At 60.5% G+C, this 14,797-nt stretch carries 13 protein-coding genes; 4 read left to right on the plus strand and 9 right to left on the minus strand.

The window, feature by feature from the left end; genetic code table 11:
* Positions 1–22 precede the first annotated feature (22 nt).
* From GOV80_RS05315 to GOV80_RS05325, 3 genes are read left to right on the plus strand one after another with little or no spacing between them, the layout of a single operon-like run.
* Positions 23–610, plus strand: a complete 588-nt coding sequence (locus GOV80_RS05315) for a TRAP transporter small permease (RefSeq protein ID WP_170783145.1) — start codon at positions 23–25, stop codon at positions 608–610.
* Positions 611–1,900, plus strand: a complete 1,290-nt coding sequence (locus tag GOV80_RS05320; protein WP_170783146.1) for a TRAP transporter large permease — start codon at positions 611–613, stop codon at positions 1,898–1,900.
* A 25-nt stretch (positions 1,901–1,925) separates the two neighbouring features.
* Positions 1,926–2,987, plus strand: a complete 1,062-nt coding sequence (locus GOV80_RS05325; RefSeq protein WP_170355481.1) for a TRAP transporter substrate-binding protein — start codon at positions 1,926–1,928, stop codon at positions 2,985–2,987.
* A gap of 30 nt (positions 2,988–3,017) precedes the next feature.
* Here GOV80_RS05325 and GOV80_RS05330 read toward each other — a convergent pair whose 3' ends face one another.
* On the minus strand, positions 3,018–3,488 hold the full coding sequence (locus GOV80_RS05330) for a tetratricopeptide repeat protein (RefSeq protein ID WP_170783147.1): 471 nt from the start codon (positions 3,486–3,488) through the stop codon (positions 3,018–3,020).
* A gap of 84 nt (positions 3,489–3,572) precedes the next feature.
* Between GOV80_RS05330 and GOV80_RS05335 the strand changes: the two genes are divergently transcribed.
* On the plus strand, positions 3,573–4,772 hold the full coding sequence (locus GOV80_RS05335) for a cytochrome-c peroxidase (RefSeq protein ID WP_237215660.1): 1,200 nt from the start codon (positions 3,573–3,575) through the stop codon (positions 4,770–4,772).
* Positions 4,773–4,809: 37 nt separating this feature from the next.
* Here the strand turns inward: GOV80_RS05335 and gcvP are convergent, their stop codons facing one another.
* From gcvP to glyA, 8 genes are all read right to left on the minus strand, one after another.
* A complete protein-coding gene (gcvP, locus tag GOV80_RS05340; RefSeq protein ID WP_170783148.1) occupies positions 4,810–7,665 on the minus strand; it encodes an aminomethyl-transferring glycine dehydrogenase in 2,856 nt (951 codons plus the stop codon).
* A gap of 115 nt (positions 7,666–7,780) precedes the next feature.
* Complete coding sequence (gcvH, locus tag GOV80_RS05345; RefSeq protein WP_170775892.1) at positions 7,781–8,146, minus strand: glycine cleavage system protein GcvH; 366 nt, start codon at positions 8,144–8,146, stop codon at positions 7,781–7,783.
* A gap of 18 nt (positions 8,147–8,164) precedes the next feature.
* On the minus strand, positions 8,165–9,259 hold the full coding sequence (gcvT, locus tag GOV80_RS05350; protein ID WP_170775890.1) for a glycine cleavage system aminomethyltransferase GcvT: 1,095 nt from the start codon (positions 9,257–9,259) through the stop codon (positions 8,165–8,167).
* On the minus strand, positions 9,228–9,698 hold the full coding sequence (locus tag GOV80_RS05355; protein ID WP_170783149.1) for a universal stress protein: 471 nt from the start codon (positions 9,696–9,698) through the stop codon (positions 9,228–9,230). The genes gcvT and GOV80_RS05355 overlap by 32 nt, the downstream gene beginning before the upstream one ends.
* Before the next feature lie 78 nt (positions 9,699–9,776).
* On the minus strand, positions 9,777–11,150 hold the full coding sequence (locus tag GOV80_RS05360; RefSeq protein ID WP_170783150.1) for an alanine/glycine:cation symporter family protein: 1,374 nt from the start codon (positions 11,148–11,150) through the stop codon (positions 9,777–9,779).
* A gap of 24 nt (positions 11,151–11,174) precedes the next feature.
* Positions 11,175–12,119, minus strand: coding sequence for a lipoyl synthase (lipA, locus tag GOV80_RS05365; RefSeq protein WP_170771597.1), 945 nt, complete (start codon positions 12,117–12,119; stop codon positions 11,175–11,177).
* A gap of 14 nt (positions 12,120–12,133) precedes the next feature.
* The gene (gene lpdA, locus GOV80_RS05370; protein WP_170783151.1) at positions 12,134–13,516 is read right to left on the minus strand and encodes a dihydrolipoyl dehydrogenase; all 1,383 of its coding nucleotides are present in this window, start codon (positions 13,514–13,516) and stop codon (positions 12,134–12,136) included.
* Positions 13,517–13,526: 10 nt separating this feature from the next.
* Complete coding sequence (gene glyA, locus GOV80_RS05375) at positions 13,527–14,780, minus strand: serine hydroxymethyltransferase (protein ID WP_170783152.1); 1,254 nt, start codon at positions 14,778–14,780, stop codon at positions 13,527–13,529.
* Positions 14,781–14,797: the final 17 nt, after the last annotated feature.

Here is a 14,797-nt window from a genome sequence, read left to right on the forward strand (position 1 = left end):
GGCTGAACAAGGGAGGATCCGCATGGGCGGACTGGCAACGGCGCTTGCGCCGATTGCATTCGTGAACGAAACCGTGCTGCGTTTGGGCCGCGCGGTTGGTGTCGTTGCGATTGCATTGATGGTGATCGCAATCCTGATTCAGGTGTTCTTCAGATACGTTTTAGGCAACGCCCTGCCCTGGCCGGACGAAGCCGCGCGCTTCTGCATGTTGTGGATGACCGGGCTGATGGCCCCTACCGCGTTTCGGCGCGGCGGGTTTGTCGCCATTGATATGCTGCCCATGATGCTGCCGCGCGTTATTGGCCAGCTTCTGATGCTGTTTCTGCTTTTCGTCTCGCTGGCAGTGTTGGCCGTCGCCGTGAATATCGGCTGGTCCGAGGTCACGGGTTTTGGCGGCCGCTTCGCCACGGCGGCGCTCTATATTCCGACCTCGCTGGGGTTTGACGAGTGGTACCGCGTTCCGCGCAGCTGGATGATGGCATCGTTGCTGGTGGGGGTATTCCTGCTGCTGGTCGTCAATATCGAGCTTATCCTGCGGTCGATCGTCAAGATGATGGGCGGCGGAGACCTGCTACCCGAAATCGCAGATGCACCGGTGGGGGCTGAATAGATGCTGATCTGGTTCCTGCCCACCTTCTTGATTTTCCTGATGATCGGCCTGCCGGTCTTTTTCGCGCTTTTGGCCGCGCCCGGCATTTTGCTTTGGCTGAACGGTCAAACCAACGACATCACGCTGCTGTACCGGAACGTCTATAACGGTATGGACAGCTTCCCGTTGATGGCGATCCCCTTCTTCATGCTGGCCGGAGAGTTGATGAACCGTGGTGGCATCACCATTCGTCTGGTCGAGTTCTCTCAGGCCCTGATGGGGCACCTGCGCGGCGGTCTGGCCCATGTGAATGTCCTGAGTTCGATCCTGTTTGCCGGCCTGTCGGGCTCGGCGGTCGCCGATACCTCGGCACTGGGCTCGATGCTGATCCCAGCGATGGAGAAACAGGGCTATACCCGCCGCTTCGCCGCTGCGATCACGGCGGCCAGTTCGGTGATCGGGCCAATCATTCCGCCCTCGGGCATCATGATCATCTATGCCTATGTGATGGGTGAAAGCGTGGCCGCCCTGTTTTTGGCAGGCATTGTTCCAGGCGTGATGGTTGGCGTCGGCCTGATGCTGATGATCAAAGTCATGGCCGACAAATACGACTTCCCCGTCGCCAGCCGCAAATACACATGGTCCGAGCGTCGTCAGGCAAGCCTCAAAGCGTTCTTCCCGCTGCTGACCCCCGTCATCATTCTGGGGGGCATCCTCGGCGGCATCTTCACCCCGACCGAGGCTGCTGCGGTCGCTGTAGGCTATGCATTCATCATCGGCTTCTTCGTCCTGCGCACGCTGACCCTGAAAGAAGTGCCCGAGATCCTCAGCAATGCGGGTCTGACCTCCGCGGTGGTTTTGCTGCTGGTGGGCGCTGCGATGGCATTCAAGACCGTGGTCAGCCTTAGCCACGCGCCTGAACAACTGGCGGCACTGATCCTTGGCCTGTCGGAAAATCCGCTGATCCTGCTGTTCCTGATCAACCTGCTGCTGTTCGTCGTCGGCATGTTTCTGGATGCAGGCCCCGCGATCATCATCCTTGGCCCCATCCTTGCGCCCATTTTCACAAGCCTCGGCGTAGACCCGATCCATTTTGCTATTATCATGAGTGTCAACCTGACCGTCGGCCTGGCCACTCCGCCCATGGGGTTGGTCCTGTTCGTGGCCGCCGCTGTATCGCGCGAAAAGGTCGAAACCATTGCCAAGGCGATCCTGCCGTTTCTGGCTGTCGAAATCATAGTGATCTTCCTGATCACCTATGTCCCCGCACTATCCATGACGATCCCGAGGATAACGGGATTTGCAAACTGAACTGAGTATCACAGGGAGGAAACGAATGCTCAGAGACTTCATCAAAACCGCTGCGGTGGCCACCTCGCTGGTGGCGGCATCCGCACTAGCTGCAACGGCTGCTGATTACACCCTGCGCGCCACAGCGAACTCAAACGAAAACGACGAAGACTATGATGGTCTGATCGTCTTCAAGAACTATGTTGAGGCTGCCTCGAACGGCGCCATCGAGGTGGAACTGTTCATCGGGACGCAGCTGTGCTCGAACGGGGCCGAGTGCCTGCAAGGCGTGGCTGACGGCACGATCGACATATACATCTCTACCTCGGGCGGCGCGTCGGGCATCTTCCCCTACGTGCAGGTCCTCGATCTGCCCTACCTGATGGCCGATGACCGCGTGGCCGAGCATGTTCTGTCAGGCGATTTCACCCGCAAGGTCCGCGACATGGCGCTCGAGGATTCCGGTGGCGCGATCCGTCTGATGACCATCGGAAACACCGGCGGCTGGCGCAACTTCGCCAACACCCAGCGTCGCATCGCCGAACCTGCCGATATGGAAGGTCTGAAAATCCGCACCGTGGTCGCCGACCTGCCGCAAGAGCTGGTCAAGGCACTTGGTGCATCGCCTACTCCGATCCCATGGCCGGAACTGTTCACCAGCTTCCAGACCGGTGTGGTTGAAGGGTCCAAGAACGGCATCACCGACATCATGGGTATGAAATTCCCCGATGCCGGTCTGCAATACGTCACGCTGGACGGCCACGCCTATATGGGCGCGCTATGGTGGATGAATAACGCCAAGTTCCAGGAGATGCCCGAGGACATGCGCCGCGTGGTGGTCGATGGGTTCTATGCTCTGCAGCAGGCCACCTTTGCCTCGCCCAAGCGCAAGTCGATCCAAGCCTATGAAGATTTCGTCGCCGGTGGCGGGGATCTCTATGTGCCGACACCCGACCAGAAAGCTGCGTTCAAAGAGGCCGCAACGCCGGTTTATGACTGGTTCCAGTCCAACGTGGCCCGCGGGGACGAGGTGTTCAACGCCCTGACCGAAGCGGTTGCTGCAGCCGAGGCTGATATCAACGCCTCTCGCGATGCGGATCTGAACTAAGCGAAAGGGGCCGGGCGCTTCGTCCGGCCCTTACCGAAACGGGTACATCCACCCTTTGTAGTCGTTGACCAGAACATGCGCTCTTTCAATCTGCTCCGGCGACATTTTCTTGACCACTTCCTCAAGGCTGATCGCCGCATCGGGATCACCGCCAATCGCGCTGAGCGTGTACCACATATACGCCCGCACCAGATCGGGCGCGGGCATGCCCAGACCCAGCTCATAATACCAACCGACGCCCGATTGCGCCCCCGGATGTCCCTTCATCGAAGCACGCAGATACCAATCAAACGCCCGCTCGTAATCCTGCTCGACCCCCAGCCCAAGGCCGTACATGACGCCGATCAGTTCCTCGGCCTCGGCATTGCCAGACCGCGCGGCTGGCATCAGTTCCTCGCGTGCGGCCTCGAACTCCCCGGCCTCCATCATGTCACGCGCCTGTTCCAGTTCGGCCAGCGCCGGGGTGGCAAGAAAGCAAAGGGCAAATACAAGCTGGCGCATTGGGTTTTCTTCCTTTTCGTCGGTGCGGCTGCGGCTCAGGATTTGCCGCGCCCGCTGACCGATGATGACTTTATCCTCTTTGATATGGAACAGGCTGCCATCGGTCATCAACTGTTTTACGACCCGATCCTGTCGGGCAATCAGAACATATCCTGCGCCCATTGCCATCACCCCGATTTCGGCACGTCGGACGGGTTGTCTTTGGGGATCGGTGAAGGCGGACAGGGTCTGGGACCGAACCGCATGCCCGGCGTGGGCGCAGAAAAGATCCGCAAGCGCATCCCGCGCAATTCACCGGGGCTTTGGAACCTTGGGGCAAAAGAGCTTCACACCGTATTCCACGATGGCCGCCTGAGCATCTCGGATGTCTACGGCAACGGATTCAATTCTCCGGCCCAGGAATGGTTGCCTGAGGGGCTGAACTCGCTGCTCGCCGCACAGGCGCTGTTCCCGCTGACCTCGCAATTCGAAATGGCCGGCAATGTCGGCGAAAATCAGGTGACCGGAGCGGTTGCCGACCGAATTGATCTGGGCTGGCCTATCCTTGCCAAGCGCGTGCGCACCGATCCGCGCTATGGCCCGGCCATGGTCGCTGCTTTTGATGAGGTCAACACGACCGAGGATATCACAATCACCCAGATCGCCAACGCCTTAGCCGCTTTCATGGCGGTTGAATGGCGCAGCACCGACAGCGCGTTCGATCAATACCTCGCGGGTGTCTCCTCGGCGCTGACGGCAGAGCAGAAAGACGGGATGGACCTGTTCTACGGCAAAGCCCAGTGTTCGACCTGTCATTCAGGGCCACTAATGTCAGATCAGGAATTTCACGCCTTAGCCCTGCCCCCTTTTGGGCCAGGTCGCACGCGGCAATGGGACCCCTACGTGCGTGACGTTGGCCGCATGGGGGAAAGCGACCGGCTGGAGGATGCTTATCGCTTTCGCACTCCGATGTTGCGAAACGTCGCTCTGACGGCGCCCTATGGGCATAATGGAGCATTTCCGGACCTAGAAAGCATGATACGCCACCACCTGAATCCAGAACGCAGCCTGTCACAATGGACCCGTGATATGGCTAACCTGCCGAACGTTCCTTGGTTGCACAAAGCCGATTTCGTCGTCTGGGACGACCGGTTGGAAATGGCGCGTGTGCGCGGCAAGATGGACATCACGCCATTGGAATTGTCCGAAGCTGACATCGCAAGTCTCGTGGCATTCCTCAACGCACTGACGGGATCCAGCGTGGACTCTCCACCATTCGGGGTACCGAAAGGCTTCGTCCCCTAAGAAAAACCCCCGCTGGGGCGGGGGATTTATCTGAGTATTATTCCGCCGCTTCCGCGTATGCGTCCATTGGAGGGCATGTGCAGACGAGGTTTCGGTCTCCGTATGCGTTGTCGACGCGGTTGACGGGGGACCAGTATTTGTCGACGCCCATGGAGCCCGGAGGGAAACAGGCCTGTTCGCGGCTATAGGGCCGGTCCCAGTCACCGACCAGATCGCGCACCGTGTGGGGGGCGTTTTTCAGCGGGTTGTTCTCCGCATCGATCTTGCCGTCGATGATGTCCTGCGCCTCGGAGCGGATCGAGAGCATGGCGTCGCAGAAGCGGTCCAACTCGTCCTTGGGTTCCGATTCCGTGGGCTCCACCATCAGGGTGCCGGCCACCGGCCAGCTCATCGTCGGGGCGTGGAAACCTGAATCGACCAGACGCTTGGCGACATCGTCGACGGTCACATGCGCCTCGGCGTCCAAGGGTCGAGTGTCGAGGATGCATTCATGCGCCACACGACCGGATTCGGAGGTGTAGAGGATCGGATAGGCATCCTGCAGACGCGCTGCGATATAGTTGGCGTTCAGGATCGCAACCTTGGTCGCCTGCGTCAAACCCGCACCACCCATCAGCAGCACATAGGCCCATGAGACCGGCAGGATCGAGGGCGAGCCAAAGGGCGCCGCAGAGACCGGCCCCACGGCGGTGCCGTATTCCGGGTGACCGGGCAGATGCTCTTCCAGATGCGCCTTGACGCCGATCGGGCCCATGCCGGGGCCACCACCGCCATGCGGGATGCAGAAGGTCTTGTGCAGGTTCAGGTGGCTGACATCGCCGCCAATGTCTCCGGGACGCGACAGGCCGACCATGGCGTTCATGTTGGCCCCGTCGATATAGACCTGACCGCCGTGGTCATGGGTGATCTGGCAGACCTCCTGCACGGTGGTCTCGAACACGCCATGGGTCGAGGGGTAGGTGATCATGCAGCCGGCCAGATGATCCGAATGCTTCTCGGCCTTGGCGCGGAAGTCATTCAGGTCGATATTGCCGTTCTCATCCGATTGCACCGGCACCACCTGCCAGCCCACCATCTGCGCCGAGGCCGGGTTGGTCCCGTGCGCCGAGGTTGGGATCAGGCAGACATTGCGGTGCCCTTCGCCGCGGGCGAAGTGATAGTTGCGGATGGTCAGCAGGCCTGCATACTCGCCCTGCGCGCCCGAGTTGGGCTGCTGGGAGATCGCGTCATAGCCGGTGATCTGGCACAGCTTGTCGTTCAGATCGGCAATCATCTCATGATAGCCCTGCGCCTGATCTTCCGGAGCAAAGGGGTGCAGATTGCCGAACTCGGGCCATGTGACCGGGATCATCTCGATCGTCGCGTTCAGCTTCATGGTGCAGGATCCCAGCGGGATCATCGCCCGGTCCAGCGCCAGGTCGCGGTCGGCCAGACGGCGCATATAGCGGGTCATCTCGGCCTCGGCCCGGTTCTTGTGGAAGATCGGGTGAGTCAGATAGGGCGTCTCGCGCAGGGCGTAATCCGGCAGGCGGTACGCCACGTTCGAGCTGTCATCCTGACGGTCGATGCCGAAGGCGCCCCAAACCGCCTCAATCGTCTCGGCGCGGGTCTGTTCATCCAGGCTGATGCCCACTTTCGTCTCGCCGACCTTGCGCAGGTTGATGCCACGGGCAACGGCGGCCTCCATAACGGTGGTCTGCAAGTGGCCGACCTCGACCGTGATGGTGTCAAAGAACACCTCGGGTTCGACCGAGAAGCCCGCCTCTTCCAGACCGGCGGCCATGCGCGAGGTTTTGCGGTGCACCGATTGCGCAATCGCCTTGATGCCGTCGGGGCCGTGATAGACCGCGTACATCGAGGCCATCACCGCCAGCAGCGCCTGCGCGGTACAGACGTTCGAGTTGGCTTTTTCGCGGCGGATATGCTGCTCGCGGGTCTGCAGCGCCAGGCGGTAGGCCTTGTTGCCCCGGCTGTCGATGCTGACACCGATGATCCGGCCCGGCATCGCGCGCTTCAGCTTGTCGGTGGTCGCCATATAGGCGGCATGGGGCCCGCCATAGCCCATCGGCACGCCAAAGCGCTGGGTCGATCCGATGGCGATATCCGCGCCCATCTCACCCGGTGACTTCAGCAGCGCCAGCGACAGGATATCGGCGGCGACGATGGCAATCGCTTTGTGTTCATGCAGCGCCGCGATCTCGGCGGTGAAGTCGCGCACATGGCCGTGGGTGCCGGGGTATTGGAAGATCGCGCCAAAGACGGCGCCTGCTTCCAGTTGGTCGGGATCGCCCACCTGTACGTCGATGCCCAAGGGCTCGGCGCGGGTTTTGATCACAGCGATGGTCTGCGGGTGGCAGTTGCGGTCGACAAAGAAGGCGGCGTTATTGGCCTTGGACCGACCACCGCGCTTGGCCATCGCCATGGCCTCAGCCGCGGCGGTGGCTTCGTCCAGCAGCGAGGCATTGGCCACATCCAGCCCGGTCAGGTCGCTGACCATGGTCTGGAAGTTCAACAGCGCCTCAAGCCGGCCCTGGCTGATCTCGGGCTGATAGGGCGTATAGGCGGTGTACCAGGCCGGGTTTTCCAGGATGTTGCGCAGGATCGGCGCGGGCGTGGTGGTGCCATAATACCCCTGACCGATCAGCGAGGTCAGAACCTTGTTCTTGCTCGCCACCTCTTTCATATGGAACAGCGCATCGCGTTCCGTCATCGCCGGACCCCAGTCCAACGGCTCTTTCTGGCGGATCGCGGGCGGGACGGTGGCGTCGATCAGCGCGTCCAGCGTCTTGAAGCCGATTACCTTGAGCATGTCGCGCATCTCGGTCGGGCTGGGCCCGATATGGCGGCGATTGGCAAAGTCATAGGCTTCGTAGTCGGTCAGTTTGAAAGCCATTGCAGCGCTCCTATGAATAAGTCAGGTCGGGCGGAGACCACGCAGGCCTCCGATACATCATCACGAGCCGGTTCGGCCCGAACGGGCGAAGCCCTGTACAGGGCCCCGGTCTGGATCAGCCGATGAAGGCCTTGTAGCCAGCTTCGTCCATCAGATCTTCGAGTTGCGACGCGTCCGCGATCTTGATCTTGTAGATCCACGCCTCACCCTCGGGGTCTTCGTTCAGCGCGCCGGGATTGTCGGCCAGTGCTTCGTTGACCTCGGTGATCTCGCCATCCACCGGCGCATAGAGTTCCGAGGCCGCCTTGACGGATTCGATCACGCCGATCTCGCCGTCTTTCTCGAACTCGTCACCCACTTCCTGCTGTTCCACGAAGACCACATCGCCCAGCTGCTCGGCAGCGTGCTTGGTGATGCCCAGCGTGGCCGTGTCGCCGTCCACATCCAGCCATTCATGTTCTTCGGAATAATAGGTTGCCATGGTCTTTCTCTCCTGACTTCAACGCTTGTAATTCTGGGTGACGAAGGGCAGCGCCACAACCTCGGCCGGTTGCGGCTTGCCCCGGATGATCAGGTTGACCACCTCGCCCGGCGCGCCATGGCCCGCCGCCACATAGCCCATCGCCACCGGTCCACCCACCGTGGGGCCAAACCCGCCCGAGGTGATCTGGCCAATGCTATTGCCCTCGGCGCATTGGATTTCCACGCCCTGACGTGCAGGCGCTCGACCTGTCGGCTTGATGCCCACCAGCTTGCGTGCAGGCCCCTCGGCCAGTTCCTTTTGGATACGCGCGGCGCCGGGAAAGCCGCCCTCTTCCTTGCGGCGCTTCTGGATTGCCCAAGCCAACGAAGCTTCGATCGGAGAGGTGCTCTGGTCGATGTCATTGCCGTAAAGGCACAGCCCCGCCTCCAGCCGCAGGCTGTCGCGCGCGCCCAGACCGGCGGCTTCACAATCCTCATGCGCCAGGAACGCGCGGGTCACTTCTATGGCCTTGTCCTCCGGGATCGAGATCTCGTACCCGTCCTCACCGGTGTAACCCAGGCGTGAGATACGGCATTCAACGCCGTTGATATCCGCCACCGTGGTTTCCATGAACTTCAGATCCCGCGCCGCAGGGCAGAGATCGCCCACCACATCCTCGGCCTTGGGTCCCTGCACCGCAACCAGCGCACGGTCGAAGATCTCGATCACCTCGACGCCGTCCAGGTTGGCCTGCATATGCGGAATGTCCTGATGCCGCAGCGCCGCGTTCACCACCACAAAGTAATGGTCCCCCGCATTCGACACGATCAGGTCATCCATGATCCCGCCGTCTTCGTTCGTAAAAAAACCGTAGCGCGCCTTGCCCTCTTTCAGCGTCGCAAAAGCCTGCGGGCACAAAGCTTCCAGCTTTTCCCCCACATTCTCACCGCGCAGAATCACCTGACCCATATGGCTGACGTCAAACACCGCAGCCCTCTCGCGACACTGCGAATGCTCACCCATAATCCCCAAAGAATACTGAACAGGCATCTCCCACCCAGCAAAATCAACCATCTTCCCGCCCAACTCAACATGCAAGTCATACAAAGGCGTGCGCCGCGGTAATGTCATATCTATAACCTTTCAAATAGCGGGATTGGTCGCGAACGACCATGACAGTGCAGTGCGCATTCCGCACCACCCGCGCCAAGTTCGGGCCAATTTCATAATTCGGGAAATCGCCCTTGGTGGAGGCCATGACGATCAGATCAAACCCCTCTTTATAGGCGAGTTTCAGAATTTCACGGTAGACGCTGCCTTCTTCGATGTGGATCGCCACATCGGAGGCATCGCCGTGATCCAGAATGGCCTGGACCGCGTTGCGAACGTGATCCTTGGCACCGGCACCATAATTCGCAGGCAGGTTCGGCAATTGAATTATCTCGGGGATGACGGAAACCGCGTGCAGTTCGGCGCCGTAGAATTTCGCTTGTTCCAACGCGACCGGCAGAGCCAGTTTCCAGGAACGGTCATCCGTATGATCAATCGGCAGCAGGATTTTCTTGGCCATCACGTCTCTCCTCGAGATATGGAATTCTGTTTCAAAGGCGGGGGGCCGGGTTGGCCCCCCGTTTTGGTCGGGCCGAACCTATTCGGCGGGTTTTGCCTCCGGCTCTTCGGACTGACCACCCGAGGCGAAGAACTCTTTCGTCAGTTTGAAGACGATTGGGCTCAACAGGGCCAGAGCAATCAGGTTCGGGACAGCCATCATGGCGTTCAGCGTGTCCGCCAGCAGCCAGATGAAGCCCAGATCCGCAGTTGCGCCGAAGTAGATCATGACGATCCACAGGACGCGGTAGGGCATCAGGGATTTCACACCCAGCAGGAACTCGACACATTTTTCGCCATAGAAGGACCAGCCAAGGATAGTGGTGAAGGCAAAGATCGACAGGGCAATGGCGATCAAATACCCACCGATACCCGGCAGCGACAGTTCGAACGCATGGCTGGTCAGCGCCGCACCGGATTCACCGGATGTCCAGGCACCCGACGCGATGATTGCCAGACCGGTGATAGAGCAGACGATAATGGTATCGATGAACGTACCCAGCATCGCGATCAGGCCCTGGTTTACCGGACCTTTAGTCTCGGCAGCGGCGTGCGCAATCGGGGCGGAACCCAAACCCGCTTCGTTCGAAAACACACCACGTGCCACACCAAAGCGGATGGCGGCCCAGACGGCTGCGCCCGCGAACCCACCTTCGGCGGCGGACGGGGTGAATGCGTAGGTGAAGACGAGGGACAGCGCATGTCCGATGTTGCCGATGTTGATCAGCAGAACCAGCAGGCCCGCGATGATATAGGCAACAGCCATGAACGGAACCAGCTTGCCTGCGACAGCACCGATGCGCGTGATCCCGCCCAGGATAACAGCTGCGGTCAAGACCATCAGAACAACGCCGGTGACCGAAGTATTCAGGCCGAAATTGGCCTCCAACACCTGAGCAACACCATTTGCCTGTACGCCGTTGCCGATACCGAAAGCTGCGACCGCGCCGAACAGGGCAAAAGCTACACCCAGCCAGGCCCACTTCGCGCCGAGGCCGTTCTTGATGTAGTACATCGGGCCGCCGACATAGTTACCCAGCTCGTCTTTCTCACGATATTTCACCGCGCAGACGGCTTCAGCATATTTGGTGGCCATGCCCACCAGGGCGGTCATCCACATCCAGAACAAAGCACCCGGACCGCCCAGGAAGACAGCAGTGGCCACACCAGCGATGTTGCCCGTACCGATAGTTGCCGACAGCGAGGTCATCAGCGCGTTGAACGGGCTGATCTGCCCCTCGCCCTGCCCTTCGCGGCCTTTGAACAGCAGGCTGAAGCCTGTGCCAATGCGCAGGATCGGCATGAATTTCAGCCCGACCTGCAGGAAGAAGCCGACGCCGAGGATAAGAACCAGCATCAGCGGTCCCCAAACGACGCCATTGATGGCCCCTACGATTGAATTTAACGCTTCCATGGTATTCCTCCCTAGTGCGTCTGGTTATGCCCCGGCAGCAATCGCCCGCTGGCGAGCTTGCTTGAGGGCGGCAAAATCTTCGTCCGCGTGGAACGACGAACGGGTCAGCGGTGTGGCCGACACGTGCAGAAAGCCCTTGGAGCGCGCGATCTGCTCCAGCTGGGTGAACTCTTCCGGTGCCCAGAACCGGTCGATCGGATGGTGTTTCGGGGTCGGTTGCAGATATTGCCCAACCGTCAGGAAATCGACCTGTGCCGCGCGCAGGTCGTCCATCACCTGCCGCACGTCATCCAGGCTTTCCCCCAGCCCGACCATCAGACCGGATTTGGTGAAAATCTCGGGATTGGCGCGTTTGGCGTCGTCCAGCAGGCGCAGCGAAGTATAGTAGCGTGCGCCGGGACGAACCGTCGGGTAGAGATGCGGGACCGTTTCAAGATTGTGGTTGAACACATCCGGCGCAGCTTCGAAGACGGCCTCCGCCGCGCCGCCCTTGCCCAGAAAGTCGGGGGTCAGGACCTCTACCGTGGTGCCGGGGTTTTGATGACTCACGGCGCGGATGGTCTGTGCGATATGTTCGGCCCCGCCATCAGTCAGATCGTCACGGTCCACGGATGTGATCACCACATGGCGCAGGCCCAGCTTTTTGACCGCTGACGCGACGCGGCCCGGCTCGAACACATCGAGCGCATCCGGGCGTCCGGTTGCGACGTTGCAGAAGGAACAACCGCGGGTGCAGACCTCGCCCATGATCATCATGGTGGCGTGACGTTTGGACCAGCATTCGCCGATATTCGGGCAGGCGGCTTCTTCGCAGACAGTTGCCAGATCGTGATCGCGCATCAGGCGGCGAGTCTCATAGTACTCGGCGCTTTCGATTTTTTTCCGGCGTATCCACTTGGGCTTGCGCGGGATCACGCTGTCGGCCTTTTTGGCCTTTTCCGGGTGGCGAGGGCGAAGCTGGATGGTCATCTGGCTGAACTTCCTTAGGCGTGGATCGCGCGGCCCATGGCGTCGAGGCAGGCTTCTTTCACCGCCTCTCCCATGGCTGGATGTGCGTGGCAGGTCGCGGCAACATCGGCGACGGTGGCGCCTTTGGTCATCGCCAGAACGAGTTCTGCGATCTGATCGCCGCCATGGGCTCCGCAAATATGCGCGCCCAGAATTTTGCCGCTCGGGTCAGCCAGAACCTTTACCGCGCCGTCGGTTTCCCCGGTCGAACGCGCGCGCGAGTTGGCCATGAAGGCGAACTTGCCGACCGTGTAGTCGGTACCGGCCTCTTTCAGCGCCTCCTCGGTTGCGCCGACCGAGGCGACCTCGGGGTCGGTATACACAACACCCGGTACGGTGTTGTAGTCCACGTGAACATCCTGCCCGGCCAGCATCTCGACACAGGCGACGCCATCCTCTTCGGCTTTGTGGGCCAGCATCGGGCCGAGGATGCAATCGCCGATGGCATAGATACCGGGCACCGAGGTGCGGAACTTCCCGTCAACCTGAACAAAGCCGCGCGGGTCAAGAGCTATCCCCAGATCTTCCAGCCCCAACCCGCGCGTAACGGGACGGCGGCCGACGGCGATCAGGACCTTGTCGGCCTCAATCACCTCTTCCTTGGCTTTGCCGACCCGATCCAGCGTAAGCGTTAATCCGGTTTCTGATTTGTCGATGGCCTTCAGCGCGCGCCCCAACTGGAATTTCAGCCCCCGTTTGGACAAGGCTCGTTGCGCCAGTTTCGCAATCTCGCCATCAATGCCGGGCAGCACGCGGTCGAGATATTCAACCACCGTAACCTTAGCGCCAAGACGCGCCCAGACTTGCCCAAGTTCCAGCCCGATCACGCCCGCGCCGACAACAACCAGATGATCCGGCACCGTATCCAGCGCCAAGGCTCCGGTCGAACTCAATACGTGCTGCTCATCAATCTCGATCCCGTTCAGCGGCGTCGGTTCGGACCCGGTGGCGATCAGGATGTTCTTGGCTTCATAGATATCATCGCCAACCTGCACCTGCCCGTCGGCGGGAATGCGTGCCCAGCCTTCGATCAGCTCAACGCCGTTTTTCTTGAACAGAAACCCAATGCCCTTGGTCAGATCACCCACGATCTTGTCCTTGCGCCCCATCATGGCGGGTACGTCGATGCTGGCCCCCTCGACCGCAATGCCATGGGAGGAGAGATGTGCAAGTTCGGCATATTTGGCCGAGGAGGTCAGCAACGCTTTGGAGGGGATACACCCCACATTCAAACAGGTACCACCCAGCGCCCCGCGCCCCTCGACGCAGGCCACTTTCAACCCCAATTGGGCGGCGCGAATGGCCGCGACATAGCCGCCCGGGCCGCCGCCAATGACGATCATGTCATAAATGTTCATGGGTCGTCTCTCAGTAAATGGGGTGTTGTGCGCACAGGGCGCGGACCTGATCGCGGGTCCGTGTTTCAACGGTCGCATCGCCTTCGGGCGCCCGGACCAGCGCGTCCAGGACATCGCCAATCAAGTGGCCGATCTGGCGGAATTCATCCGGCCCGAACCCACGGCTGCAACCGGCGGCAGTGCCCAAACGGATACCGCTGGTCACAGTTGGTTTTTCCGGGTCTCCGGGAACGCTGTTCTTGTTGCAGGTAAAACCTGCACGCTCCAACGCGGCTTCGGCGTCTTTCCCTTTCACCCCAATGGGGCGCAGATCGACCAGCATTAGGTGATTGTCCGTACCACCGGAAACGATGTCGCAACCGCGCGCCATCATCACTTCGGCCAGGGCCGAGGCGCTGTCGACAACCCGTTGCATATAGGTTGAGAATTCAGGTTTTAGTGCTTCGCCAAACGCGACGGCCTTGCCTGCGATCACGTGCATCAAAGGGCCTCCCTGAAGGCCCGGAAACACCGCCGAGTCCAGCTTTTTGGCCAGCGCCGCATCATTGGTCAGGATGATGCCACCGCGCGGACCACGCAGCGTCTTATGCGTAGTTGACGTCACCACATGGGCATGACCGACCGGCGAAGGGTGCAAGCCCGTTGCCACAAGCCCTGCAATGTGTGCCATATCGGCCAGCAACCAGGCCCCGACCTCGTCCGCGATCTGGCGGAACTGGGCGAAATCAATTGTCCGGGAATAGGCGGACGCACCTGCGATGATCAGTTTGGGTTTCTCGGCCCGCGCCAAAGACGCCGCCTGATCATAGTCAATCAACCCCGCATCGGTCAGTCCGTACTGTACTGGCCGGAACCACTTGCCCGATTGCGCGGGTTTTGCACCATGAGTCAGATGGCCGCCAGCGTCCAACGACATTCCAAGGATCGTGTCACCTGGGCTGAGCAAAGCCAATTTGACAGCCCCGTTTGCCTGAGCACCCGAATGCGGCTGCACATTGGCAAATTCGCAACCAAAAAGCTGTTTCAGCCGCTCGATTGCCTCGGCTTCAACCTCATCCACAAATTCGCACCCGCCATAATAGCGACGACCCGGATAGCCTTCGGCGTATTTGTTGGTCAGCACGGAACCTTGGGCCTCAATCACAGCCTGAGAGACGATGTTCTCTGACGCGATCAATTCAATTTGCTCAGCCTGCCGCTGGCTTTCGCGTGCGATCGACGCAGCGATAACCGGGTCTGCTGTATTGAGCGAAGTTTTGAACATTGTCTCCTCCCGTAGTA

Source organism: Ruegeria lacuscaerulensis, assembly GCF_013034685.1.
GTDB lineage: Bacteria > Pseudomonadota > Alphaproteobacteria > Rhodobacterales > Rhodobacteraceae > Ruegeria > Ruegeria lacuscaerulensis_B.